This is a genomic window from Streptomyces sp. NPDC047130, from assembly GCF_040643475.1.
Lineage (GTDB): Bacteria > Actinomycetota > Actinomycetes > Streptomycetales > Streptomycetaceae > Streptomyces.
On record NZ_JBEYUK010000008.1, the window covers coordinates 168541 to 181719 of the forward strand.

At 75.3% G+C, this 13179-nt stretch carries 4 protein-coding genes; 1 reads left to right on the forward strand and 3 read right to left on the reverse strand.

All coding sequences use genetic code 11. The annotated features are described in order from the left end of the window. The first annotated feature begins 274 nt into the window (after positions 1-274). Complete coding sequence (locus ABZ836_RS13395) at positions 275-3190, forward strand: AAA family ATPase (protein ID WP_361141864.1); 2916 nt, start codon at positions 275-277, stop codon at positions 3188-3190. A gap of 15 nt (positions 3191-3205) precedes the next feature. Here ABZ836_RS13395 and ABZ836_RS13400 read toward each other — a convergent pair whose 3' ends face one another. From ABZ836_RS13400 to ABZ836_RS13410, 3 genes are read right to left on the reverse strand one after another with little or no spacing between them, the layout of a single operon-like run. Continuing rightward, the gene (locus ABZ836_RS13400; protein WP_356136079.1) at positions 3206-4453 is read right to left on the reverse strand and encodes an MFS transporter; all 1248 of its coding nucleotides are present in this window, start codon (positions 4451-4453) and stop codon (positions 3206-3208) included. A gap of 41 nt (positions 4454-4494) precedes the next feature. Then, positions 4495-5724, reverse strand: coding sequence for a cytochrome P450 (locus tag ABZ836_RS13405; RefSeq protein WP_361141866.1), 1230 nt, complete (start codon positions 5722-5724; stop codon positions 4495-4497). Beyond that, the gene (locus ABZ836_RS13410; RefSeq protein WP_361141868.1) at positions 5721-13109 is read right to left on the reverse strand and encodes an amino acid adenylation domain-containing protein; all 7389 of its coding nucleotides are present in this window, start codon (positions 13107-13109) and stop codon (positions 5721-5723) included. The genes ABZ836_RS13405 and ABZ836_RS13410 overlap by 4 nt, the downstream gene beginning before the upstream one ends. Between the last annotated feature and the right edge of the window lie 70 nt (positions 13110-13179).

A 13179-nucleotide genomic window follows, 5' to 3' on the forward strand; every position in this document is an offset into this window, starting at 1 on the left:
GAGCTGTTCGGCGTGATGGCGCGGGCCCGCCACGGCGGGCCCGCGCCGCGGCGTCTCCGGGCGCCCGGCGAGCGGTCACCGGTCGGCCGCCGTACGGGCCCGCCCGACTCCACCCGGCTCCACCCGGCTCCCCCTCCGGCTCCACCCGGCTCCCCCTCCGGCTCCACCCGGCTCTCCCTCCCGCTCCCTCCCGCTCCCTCCGGCGCGCATGTGGTCGACCTCGACCCCGGCGCGACCTGCCCCCGACCGACCCGGCCGATTATCATCAGCGTTCATGCGTTCCCATACGCCTTCCCTGGTCGGGCGGGACCACCAACTCGCCCAGCTCGAGCGCTCCCTGGTCGACGCCAGGCAGGGCATGGGCAGCGTCGTCTTCCTGGTCGGCGAGGCCGGGGTCGGCAAGTCCCGGCTCGCGGCGGAGGCGGTGGGCCAGGCCGTGGGCTCCGGGATGCGGGTGCTGCGCGGCCGAAGCAGCACCACCGGTCCCGCCGTGCCGTTCCGGCCGCTCACCGAGGCGCTGATGTCGCTGTTCCGCGGCGGCGAGCCCATGGACGACCTCGCGCTCGGCCCCTACCGGCCGGTGCTGGGGCGGCTGATCCCGGACTGGGACACCGGGGAACGCGACAGCAGTTCCATGGTCATCCTCGGCGAGGCCGTGCTGCGGCTGCTCATCGCGGCCGGACGCGGCCAGGGTCAGTTGCTGCTCCTGGAGGACCTGCACGACGCCGACCCCGAGACGCTCGGTGTCCTGGAGTACCTGGTCGACAACCTGGCCTACACGCCCGTGCTCCTGGTGGCGACCGTGCGCACCGACATCAGCGACGCGCTGGACCTCGCGCAGTCCGCCCGCCGTCGCGGGGCCGCGACCGTGGTGGAACTGCCGCCGCTGTCCCGTCCGCAGGTGCATGAGGTGATCACCGCCCAGCTCGGCGTGGACAGCCCCGGCGACGTCCCCGCCGAGGTCCTCGACCGGCTGTGGGAGGACAGCGCGGGCAGCCCCTACCTCGTCGAGGAACTGCTCCAGTCCATGATCGGCTCGGGCGCCCTGGTACAGGGTCCCGCCGGCTGGCACGCCGTCGGCGACCTGCGCCGTGACGTTCCCTCGACGCTGGCCCGCGGCATCCTGCGCCGGATCGACCGGCTCGGCGCGCAGGGGCTGACGCTGATGTCGGCCGCCGCGGTCCTGGGCCGCCGCTTCCCGCTCTCGGTGCTCCAGCGCGTCACCGGGGTCGACGACCGGACCCTGCTCGGCCACCTCCACGCCGGCGTCGCCGCCCGCCTGGTGGTCCCCGACGAACCCGCGCCCGACTGGTACTCCTTCCGCCACTCCCCCACGCTGGAGGCCCTGTTCACGCAGATGACGCCGGGCCAGCGCGCGGAGCTGGCCCGGCGGGGCGCCCAGGCCGTGGAAGAGCTGCATCCGGCGCTGGAGGGGGACTGGTGCGCGCTGGCGGCCGGTCTGCGCTGCGAGGCCGGCGACCGGGTCGAGGCGGGACTGCTCTACGCCGACGCCGGTGGTCGCGCCCTGGCGGCGGGCGCCCTGAACTCGGCGGTGACCCTGCTCAGCCGGGCCGAGTCGCTGCTCGCCGAGGGGGGCGATCCGCAGGCGCGGGCCGCCGCCCTGGAGAACCTGCTCCCCGCGCTCGCCGAGGCCGGTGACTTCGCCCGCGCCTTCGACCTGGTCGACGACCTGCACGCGCTCGGCGGAGAGGGGCTGAGCCCGGTCCGGCTGGCGACGCTGCACGCCCGGCTGGCCAAGGTGGCGCACACGGCGGGACGGTGGAACGACGGCAACCGGCAGGTCGTCCGCGCACGCGAGGTGCTGGCGGGCACCCCCGACGAGGCCACCGCGGCGGCCGTGGACGTCACCGCCGCCTACCTCGCCCTCGACACCCCCGGCCCCGACCGGACCCAGCACGCGGAGAAGCTGGCGCGTTCCGCCGCCGACACGGCCGAGCGCCACGGCCTGCCGGCCGTCGCCTGCCAGGCCTGGGAACTGCTCGCCACGGTCGCCCGCGAACGGGACCCGCAGGAGTCGGAGGCCATGCTCCGGCAGGCGATGTACGCGGCCGAGCGGCACCGGCTGCCGTTGCAGCGCATGTACGCGGCGACCCGTATGGGCGGCAACGCCTGGCTGGCCGAGGGCGACACCGGCGGGCTGCTGTCGGCCCGTGAGGAGGCGCTGCGGCTGGGCTCGGTGAACATCGTGCACACCGTCGACGGCATCCTCGTCCTGGACGCCGTGCTGCGCGGTCAGGACCGCGCGGCGCGCGAGGCGGCCGCGGAGTGCCTGGCCGTCGTGCGCCGGCTGCGGCTGGCCCCGGCCGTGCGGTACGTGCTGATGGCGCAGGCCGCGCTGGAGGCCCACCGCGGGGACCGGCAGGCGATGGAGGCGACGCTGGCGGCGTTCACCGAGTGGGACGGCGCCGGTTCTCAGGAGGAGCCGCTCACCAGGGGCCTGGCGGGGGCGTTCTGCGCGCTGCTCGAGGAGAACCGTGGGCTGGCCCGCGAGGAGTTGGTGGCGGTGCAGGCCATGGAGGCGGACAACCCCTCCACCTACCACCTCGGCGGCACCCACGGACTGGGGCTCCTGCTGGACGTGCTCGAAGGCGACGCCGACCGGGCCCGGCACGCGGAGATCACGGCGACGGCGATGGCCCGCATGCGCTGGAACCGGCAGTTCGTCCACCTCGCCGAAGCCGTCCTGCTGGGCCGGGAGGGGGCCGGCGCGGACGCGGCGGCCACCGTGGAGCGGGCGCTGGCGGCGGCCGAGCCGTATCCGCTGGCCCAGCACCTGGGGCTGCGGCTGATCGCGGACGCCGCGCACCAGGACGGCTGGGGGGACCCGGTGGTCTGGCTGCGGCGCGCCGAACACTACTTCCACGAGCGGGACGTCGCGGCCGTCACCGGCGCCTGCCGGGCGGGGCTGCGCCGTCTGGGCGCCCCGGTGCACCAGCACCGCAGCGGCACCAGCGGCATTCCCGAGCAGCTGCGCACGCAAGGGGTGACGGTCCGGGAGTTCGACGTGTTCCGGCTGCTGGCGGAGCGGCTCAGCAACAAGGACATAGCGGATCGGCTGTTCATCTCGCCCCGGACGGCGGAGAAGCACATCGCCAGTCTGATCACCAAGACGGGGGCGGCCAACCGCGCGGACCTGTGCGCGCGGTCGGCCGCCCTGCGCTCGGGTTGAGCCGCCCCGGACGGCTCAGCGCATCTCCCGCACCGCCCGTGATCCGAGCACCGCGAGCCCGGTGACCGCCAGGACCGCGGCCACCACCCCGAACAGGGCGAGGTGTCCCGTCCCGGCCAGGGCCCCGCACAGGATCAGCGACAGGGGGGCCGCGGCGTAGCCGAGGACCATGTCGACGGAGACGACCCGGGTGAGGACGTCCTGCGGGATGTTGCGCTGGATCCAGCTCAGTCCGAACACGCCCTGGTAGCCGATGGCGAAGCCCATGGCGAGGACGGTCGCGATGACGACCGGGGTGCTTCGGGCGAGCCCGAGGACGGCCATCCCGGCGCCCAGCCAGCCGGCCAGGCCGGCGACCAGGAGGCCGACGCGGGGCCGTCCGCCGACCGCCCCGCCGACGAGGGTGCCGAGGACCGCTCCGCCGGCCAGCGCTCCGTTGAGGACGCCGAGGGTGGCCGAGCCGCCGCGCAGCACCTGGTCGGCGAGGGTGGCGAAGCCGACCGTGAAGGGGCCCGCGTAACAGAAGTTGACCGCGGTGTCGAGGGCGACGATGGTGCGCAGGCGCGGGTCGCGCAGGGTGAAGGTGACGCCCTCGCGGATGCGGGCGCCCAGGGAGGGCCCCTTCTCCTCCGGCGCGGCCTTGGGCTTGTCGGGCCGGGGGCGGGTGCGGATGCGGGCGACGCACAGTCCGCACAGGGCGAAGCAGACGGCGTCGACGAGGAAGGCGATGGGCGCCTCGGTGAGGGCGATGACGACACCGCCGACGGCGGGGCCGAGGACGGCGGCGGTGCGCGCGCCGGCGCCGAGCAGGGCGTTGGCCGGGGCGAGCAGTTCCTCGTCGACGACCGACGGCAGGATGGAGACGCGGGCGGGCTGGAAGAAGGCGTCGACGGCGCCGAAGGCGGCGGCCGCCGCGCACAGCATCCACACGGTGAGGTGCCCGGTGAGGCCGGCGATGCCGACGGCGGCCATCAGGGCGCTGCGGGTCCAGCTGGAGGCCACCATGAGGGTGCGGGTGGACCAGGTGTCGCCGAGGGTGCCGCCGACCAGGGTGAGCAGGGCGCGGGGCACGGCCTGGAAGGCCAGGACGTACCCCAGGGTGAGGGTGGAGCCGGTCAGGCTCAGGGTGATCCAGGAGAAGGCGACGACGCTGAATCCGTCGCCGAGCAGGGAGAGCGCCTGCCCCGTCCACAGCAGGCGGAAGGAACGGTGCCGGGCGGGCGCCCACAGCCGCGGGCGGTCCGCGGCGAGGGTCGTGGCCATGGGGGTGCCTCTCTTCGGGGGACGTGTGCGGTCCGGTCCGGTCAGTAGTGGACGGGCAGGGCGGTGAGGCTGCGGTTGAGCAGGGACGGCTGCCAGGAGAGCCGTGCGGGGTCGGTGAGGGCGAGGCCGGGCCGCTCGCGGACGAGCGTGCGCACGGCGCACACGGCGACGAGGCGGGCGAGCGCGGCACCGATGCAGAAGTGGGCGCCGAAGCCGAAGCCGAGGTGGGTCGCGCCGCTGCGGGTGACGTCGAAGCGGCCCGGGTCGGGGAAGCGGGCGGGGTCGCGGTTGGCGGCGGCGGTCACGAGGAAGATCCGGTCGCCCGCGCGCAGGGTGTGGCCGCCGAGTTCGAGGTCCTGGGCGGCGGTGCGGATGGACATCTTCGACGGCCCGTCCAGGCGCAGGGTCTCCTCCACGGCGCCCTGGGCCAGGTCCGGTTCGGCGCGCACGGCGGCGAGCTGGTCGGGGCGGGTGTGGAGGGCCAGCACGGTGTTGGCGATGAGGTTGCTGGTGGTCTCCCCGCCGGCGAACGCCATCTGGGTGAGCATGCCGACGAACTCCTGCTCGCTGACGGTGTCGCCGACGCGGCCCTCGGCGAGGACCTGGCTGATGAGGTCGTCGCCGGGCTCGGCGCGCCGCCGTTCGACGAGCGCGCCGAGGTAGTCCTCCAGGCTCACCAGCGCCTGGAGGGAGGCCCGGTACTCGCTCTCCTCCTGGGCGGTGCCGAGCACGAGGTCGGCGACGCGGGCGTTCCAGTACCAGAAGGAGGGGCCGTCGGTGGGCGGGATGCCGAGCCAGCGGGCGAAGACGAGGGCGGGCAGCGGTTTGGCGACGTCGGCCATGAGGTCGCCGCCGCGGCCGGGCGGGGCCTTCCGGGTGAGGACGGCCCGGGTGACCTTCTCGGTGAAGGCGCTGTAGCGGGTGACGGCGCGGGCGGCGAAGGCCTCCTGGAAGACCTGGCGCAGCCGGCGGTGCTGGGGCGGGTCGTTGAAGACCATCCAGCGGGACAGGATGGAGAAGGCGCGCTCGGCGTCCTCGCGGGCTCCCTGCGGCACGGCGTCCATCAGGGGGCGGACCCGGTCGGCGGAGACGGCGCGGTCGCGCAGGCAGCGCATGACCTCGTCGTAGCCGGTGACGAGCCAGGCGTGGTGGAGCGGGCTCCACTGCACGGGGTCGCTGTCGCGCAGGGCGTCGAGGTGGCCGTAGGGGTCGGCGACCAGGTCGGGGGCGAGGAGGTAGCGCTCGGTGGGGGCGGGGGCGAACGTGGTCATCGGGCCTCTCCGGTCTCCAGGGCGGCGAGCAGGTCGGCGATGCCGGTGACCTGGGGCTCGGCCATCATCGACATGTGGTCGCCCTCGCTGATGTGCAGGGTGAGCCCGTCGCGTGCGGTGGCCCGCCAGCGTTCGACGTAGGTGTCGAAGTCGACGTCGAGGCCGGGCATCGGGACGCCGCGGGGCAGGTCGGCGGCCTCGCTGCCGACCACGAGGTGGAGGTGGCCGGGGTAGGGGCGGACCTCGTAGGCGGCGAGTGCGGCGAGCAGGGAGTACCACACCTCGATGGGGGCGCCTTCGACGAGGGCGGCCTCGGCCGGGCTCATGCCGGCGCCGAGGAGGGTGGCGGTGAGTTCGGCGGTGGCGCGGTCGCGCTGCGGGGAGTCGGGCATCTCGCGCAGCCGGTCGCGCTGGCGCTGGGCCTCGCGCAGGTCACGGGTGACGCCTTCGAGGCGGGCGCGGGCGGCGGGGTTGGGCAGGTAGGGCTCGATGAGGACGAGCGGGGCGACGGGGTGGCCGGACTGGTGCAGCTGGGTGGCCATCTCCAGGGCGATGTTGGCGCCCATGGACCAGCCGAGCAGGGCGTGCGGGCCGGGCGCCGCGCGGTCGGTGATCTCGGCGGCGTAGTTCGCGGCGATGCCGGTCACGGTGCTGGGGTCGACGCCGCCGAGCAGTCCGCGGGCCTGGAAGGCGTGGACGGGGCGGCCGGGCGGGAGGGCGCGGGCGAGCGGCACGAACCAGGCGGCGCTGCCGCCGGTGGGGTGCACGCACCACAGGGGTTCGCCGTCGCCCTCGCGCAGCCGCACCTCGGAGGTGACGGTCCGGGGCAGTCCGGCGCCGACCGCGCGGGTGGCGTGCGCGGCGAGGCGGGCGAGGGTGGGGTGTTCGATCAGGTCGCCGACGGTGACGGGCAGTCCGCGTCCCGCGGCCATCAGGGACACGCGGACGGTGGACAGGGAGCTGCCGCCGATCCGGAAGAAGTCGTCGTGGACGCCGATGCGGGACAGGCCCAGCACCTCGCGCCAGATCTCGGCGAGGATCCGCTCGGCGGGGGTGGAGGGGGCGACGTACTCGGTCTCGTCCTGGCCGAGTTCGGCGGGCGGCAGGGGCAGCGCCCGCCGGTCGATCTTTCCGCTGCGGTTGACGGGCATCTCGTCGAGGAGGACGAAGCGGGAGGGCACCATGTAGGCGGGCAGTCCGGTGCGCAGGGCGCCGCGCAGCGTCTCGGGGGTGTGCCGGCCGGCGTCGTCGGTGACCAGGTAGGCGACGAGGGCGGGTTCCCCGCCGGGCAGGTCGGTGCGGTGCAGGACGACGGCCTGGCGGACGCCGGGCAGTTGCCGCAGGGCGTGCTCGATCTCGCCGAGTTCGATGCGGTAACCGCGCAGCTTCACCTGGGCGTCGCGGCGGCCGAGCCATTCGACGGTGCCGTCGGGCCGGTAGGCGCCGAGGTCGCCGGTGCGGACCAGCCGCTCGCCGGGACCGCCGTAGGGGTCGGGGACGTAGGTGGCGGCGGTGAGGCCGGGCCGGCCGAGGTAGCCGCGGCCGACGGCCTGTCCGCCGAGGTGGATCTCGCCGGGGACGCCGACCGGGACGGGCCGGAGGTCGTCGTCGAGGACGTGGACGCGGGTGTTGCGCATCGGGGTGCCGACGGCCGGCCGGCCCCGGCCGGGGGCGAGGTCGGTGGCGACGGACCACACGGTGGCCTCGGTGAGGCCGTAGACGTTCTGGAAGCGGCGGCCCCGCGACCAGCGGTCGGCGAGTTCGGCGGGGCAGGCCTCGCCCGCGACCTGGAGGACGCGCAGGTCGGGGAAGGTGTCCTCGCCGAGGACGGCCAGGGCGCTGGGCGGGAGCATGCCGCCGGTGATGCGGGCCTCGCGCAGGGTGCGGGCCAGGTCGGGGCCGGGGCGCAGGTCCTCGTTGGGGGCGGTGACCAGCCGGCCGCCGTTGGCGAGGGACCAGGTCAGTTCCAGGATGGAGGCGTCGAAGCCGAAGGAGGCGAACTGCAGGACGCGGTCCTCGGGGGTCGGGTCGACCAGGTCGCGCTGGCCTTCGAGCATGTTGGACAGCCCGCCGTGCGCGATGGCGACGCCCTTGGGGACGCCGGTGGAGCCGGAGGTGTAGATCAGGTAGGCGAACGTGTCGGCGTCGGGCTCCCGGCCGGGCACCGGTCCGACCGGCTCGGCGGGCACGTCCAGGTGGAGGGCGGGGCCGTCGAAGGGGACGGTGCCGTCCAGTGCCCGCTGGGTCAGCAGCACCCGCATGCCGCTGTCCTCGGCCATGAACGCCAGGCGCTCGGTGGGGTGCTGGGGGTCCAGCGGGACGAAGGCGCCGCCGGAGCGCAGCACGCCGAGCGCGGCGCGGACCCAGTCCGGCCCCCGGTCGACGCAGATGCCGACGACGCTCTCGGGTCCGACGCCGAGCAGCCGCAGGCGGCGGGCGATCTGTTCGGCCTGCTCGTGGAGTTCGGCGTAGGTGAGGGTCTGTCCGCGGTGTTCGACGGCGACCGCGTGCGGGGTGCGGGCGGCCCATCCGGCGACGTGTTCGTGGAACAGCAGCGGCGAGGAGGGCAGGTCCGGGCCCGCCGCCCAGCCGAGGACCGTCTCACGGGCGGCGCCGGTGGCGGCGGGCCGGCGGATCCGGGCGTGCGGGTCGGCGGTCATCGCCTCCAGCTGGGCGACGAAGACGTCGGCGACCTGTTCGGCGGTGGCCGGGGCCACGTACTCGGGGTCGGCGTCGAGGGTGAAGGCGTTGACACTGGCGTTGACCAGCAGCGGGAACATGGTGCGGGCGATCTCCAGGGAGTCGTCCCAGGAGTCGTGCGCCAGACGGTGGAAGTTGACGTAGTTGAAGACGGTGTCGGTCAGGTTCGGTTCGGTGGGCCGCAGTTGGGCGATGCGGACGAGCGGGACCCGGCGGTGCGGCAGCATCTCCTGTTCGGCGCCGAACACGTCCCTCAGGTAGGTCAGCCAGTCGCCGCGCGGGCGCTCCACCCCGAAGGGCACGGTGTTGAGGAACAGTCCGCGCATCCGGTCGGCGCCGGGCACCTCGGGGCGGCCGTTGGTGACCAGGCCGATGCTGTGGCCCCGCACGCTGTCGTCGCGGTCGGCGAACAGGCTCATGGTGTGGTGGAAGGCGGCCAGCAGCACGGTGCGGCGGGGCACGCCCGCCTCCTTGGCGAGGCGTCCGATGCGTGTCGCGAGGTGGGCGTAGGAGCGGCGCACCTCGTGCACCGGCGGACCGTCCGCGGCGGCCGCCTCGGTGCGCCGGCGCAGGGTGACCGGGCGCAGAGCGGCGAGCCGGTCGCGCCAGTAGGCCAGGGAGTCGTCGTCGGCGAGCGCGGCCCGCTCCAGGGCGACGTACTCGGCGAAGGCCGGAACGCTCGGGGGGCGCGGCGCGGTGCGCTGGGTGACGGCCTCGCGGTGCAGGGCCAGCAGGTCGGCGACGAGGGAGGTCAGGCTCCAGCCGTCCAGGACGACATGGCAGTCGGTGAGGACCAGGCGCAGGTCGTGGTCGGTGACGTGGTGCAGGTGGATGCGGACGAGGGGGGCGGCGGCGAGGGCGAAGCGACGGTCGAACTCGGCGTCGACGAACCGGCGCAGCCGCTCGCGCTGCTCCTCGCGGGGGAGTCCGCGCAGATCGGTGTAGCCGACGGGCAGGTGCGCCGCGCGGTGGACGAGCTGGAGGGGTTCGCGGTACCCGACGAGGTCGACGGAGGTCCGCAGGATCGGGTGGGCGGCGACGACGGCGTCGACGGCGGACTGGAACGCGGCCGCGTCGAAGCCCTCGGGGACGGTGATCTTCAGGTCGGTGACGTTGTGGTAGGCGCCGCGCCGGTGGTCGGCGAGCATCTCGTGGAGCATGCCGGCCTGGAGCATGGTGAGCGGGTAGGCGTCGGCGAGGCCGTCGGGCAGCCGGTCCCGGTCGGCGGGGTCGACGAGGGAGAAGGGGGCGACCGGCTCGGGGACGTCGGCGGCGTCGGTGACCAGCTCGGCGAGGTCGGCGAGGGTGCGGGCGCGGAAGACGTCGGCGACGGAGAAGCCGAGTCCGGCGAGCCGGCCGACGCCGACCAGGCGCAGGGCGAGGATGGAGTCGCCGCCGAGGTCGAAGAAGTTGTCGGTGCGGCCGACCCGCTCCACACTCAGGACCTGCCCGAACACCTCCGCCAGGGCCTGCTCGGTCGGCCCCTCGGGGGCGACGTGGGCGGATGCCTGGGCGGTGGTGGGGCGCAGGGCGGTCAGGGCGGCGCGGTCCACCTTGCCGTTGGCGGTCAGCGGCAGGCGTTCGTGGCGGACGAACAGGGCGGGGACCATGTACTCGGGCAGCGTCAGCCGCAGTCCCTCGCGCAGGGCGGGCGCGTCCAGGGGGCGGCCCTCGGGGGTGACGACGTGGGCGACGAGGCGGGCGGCGCCGCCCTCGCGGCGGGCCACCACGGCGGTGTCCGCGACGCCGGGCAGGGCGCGCAGGGCGGTCTCGACCTCGCCGGGCTCGATCCGGTAGCCGCGGATCTTGACCTGGTGGTCGGCGCGGCCGACGTAGGCGAGCTGTCCGTCGGGCAGGACGCGCACGAGGTCGCCGGTGCGGTACATGCGGGAGCCGGGGCCGCCGAACGGGTCGTCCAGGAAGCGTTCCGCCGTCAGCTCGGGCCGGTTGCGGTAGCCGCGGGCCACTCCCCCGCCGGCCACGTGGAGTTCGCCGACGGTGCCGTGCGGGACGAGGCGTCCCCAGGCGTCCAGGACGTAGCCGTGGGCGGCGGTGAGGGGGTGGCCGATGGGCGAGCGGACGTCGCCGTGGACGTCGTCCTCGGTGATCGTGCGGATCGTGACGTGGACGGTGGTCTCGGTGATGCCGTACATGTTGACCAGCTCCGGCCGCGGCCCGGGGGCGGTGAACCAGTCGCGGTAGTCGCGCACGTCGAAGGCGTCGCCGCCGAAGACGACCGTCCGCAGGGCGAGGTCGGTGAAGTCGGCGCCGTCCTGGGCGAGGTGGGCGCGCAGGCCCTTGAAGGCGGCCGGGGTCTGGTTGAGGACGGTGACGCCCTCCTCGCGCAGCACCCGGTGCACGGCGGCCGGGTCGCGCACCTCGTCCCCGGTGAGGACGACGACGCGTCCGCCGGTGGCGAGCGGGGCCCACAGCTCCCACACCGAGAAGTCGAAGGCGGGCGAGTGCATCAGGGTCCACACGTCGGCCGGGCCGAAGGCGAAGTGGCGGTCGGCGGCGCCCAGCAGCCAGGCCAGGTTGCCGTGGGTGACCTCGACGCCCTTGGGGCGGCCGGTCGAGCCGGAGGTGTAGATGACGTAGGCGAGGTCGTCGTGGGCGGGCAGGACGTCGGCGAACGCCATGCCCTCTCCGGCGGCGTCCTCCCCGGTGACGGCCTCTCCGGCGGTATCCTGCGCCACGGAGTCCTGCACCACGGAGTCCTGCTCGGCGGAGTCCTGCTCGGCGAACTCCCCGTCGGCGGAGCCCAGTTCCAGCAGCCGGACGGGAAGGCCCTCCACCGCGTCGCGGGTGCTCGCGTCGGTGACGATCAGCTGGATGCCGGAGTCGGTGACGGTGTACTCACGCCGCGCCCTGGGGTGCGTCGGGTCCAGCGGCAGGTAGGCGGCTCCGGCCCGCCAGACGGCCAGGAGGGCGACGGCGAGGTCGGGGGTGCGGTCGAAGCAGACACCGACCAGGTCGCCCGGGGTGACGCCGGCCGCGCGCAGCCGTCGCGCCAACGCCCGTGAACGCACGTCGAGTTCGGAATAGGTGAGGCTCCGGCCCGAGCCGGTGACGGCTCGCGCGTGGGGGGTGCGGGCGATGTGTCCGGCGAGCCGGTCCGCGGCGGTGCGCGGCGGCGCGGCGGGCGTCTCGATCCGGCGGGCGGGGCCGTCCGGACCGAGCAGGTGGGCGCGTTCGGCGGCGGTGAGCGGGTCCACGGTGCTCAGGGGCGCGTCGGGGCGGGTGCGGAACGCCTCCAGGAAGGCCACCGTGTGCCGGGCCAGCGCGGCGACGGTCTTCTCCTCGAACAGGTCGGGGCGGTAGACGAAGGCGAGTTCGGTGCGCCCGTCGCCCTCCCGCAGGTCGAGGGTGAGGTCGAACTTCGCGGTGGTGAGCCCGATGCGGTACGGCGCGCCCTCGGCCTCCCCGAGGGCGAGGGCGCCCGCCCCGGACTCGGTGTGCGTGTAGAGCACCTGCACCAGCGGGTTGCGGGCGAGATCGCGTTCGGGGCTGAGCGCCTCGACGACCTTCTCGAAGGGCAGCGACTGGTGCGTGAACGCCTCCAGGACCCGGTCGCGGGTACGGTCGAGGAGCGTGGCGGGGGTCGGGTCGTCGGCGAAGTCGCCGCGCATCACCAGGGTGTTGACGAAGAACCCGACGAGCTGTTCGGTCTCGGCCCGCTCGCGGTTGGCGACGACGGTGCCGACGGCGATGTCGTGCTGACCGCTGTGGAAGGCGAGCGCCGCCTGGAAGGCGGCGAGCACGGTCATGTAGGGCGTGGTCCCGGCGGTGCGCCCCAGGGCGGCCAGGCCGTCGGTCAGGGCGGCCGGCAGGGTGACGGTGTGCACAGCGCCGCGGCTGGAGGGCGTTTCGGGGCGCGGGTGGTCGGTGGGCAGGTCGAGCGGGGTCAGTCCGGCGAGCCGCGAGGTCCAGTGGTCCAGGGCCTCGCCCTGGTCGGCGGCGCGCTGCCAGATGGCGTAGTCGGCGTATTCCAGCGGAAGTTCGGGCAGTTCGGCGTCGCGGCCCTCGCGCCGGGCCCGGTACAGCTCGGCGAGGTCCCGCACCAGGACGTCGAGGGACCAGCCGTCGGAGACGATGTGGTGCATGGCGAGGACGAGGACGTGGTCGTCGTCGGCCGCGCGCACCAGGGTGGCGCGGAAGGCGGCTTCGCGGGCGAGGTCGAACGGGCGCAGGGCCGCGGCGTGGACGGCGGCGTCCACCTGCCGGGCGGCGGCGCCGGCCGGGAGGACGTCCGTCTCCCCGGCCGGAACCGGGTCCGACTCGTCGGCCACCGCCGCGTCGACGACGTCGAGCACCGCGCCGCCGGCCGGCAGGACGCGCTGGTACGGAACGCCCTCGTGCTCGGGGAAGACGACGCGCAGCTGCTCGTGCCGTACGACGAGGTCGGCGAGGGCGGCGCGCAGGGCCGGCACGTCCAGGGGGCCGCGCAGCCGCCAGGCGGCGGGCAGCAGGTAGGTCGCGGCGCCGGGGTCCAGGCGGTCCAGGAAGTACAGGCGCTGCTGGGCCGGGGAGAGCGGGGTCCGCTCCGGGCGGGGCCGGACGCGGACGGGGCCGTCGTCGCGGGCGGCCGATCGGCCGCGCAGCCGCTGCTCCAGCAGCCGCCGGGCGGCCGGGGAGAGGCCACCGCCTGCGGGCAGGGGGCCGGGGCGCACGTCGGACGTGGTCATGAGGGCACTCCGAATCTCAGGGTCTGGGGCAGAGCTGCGGGCGGGGGGGTGGACCGGACGGCCGTCGGGG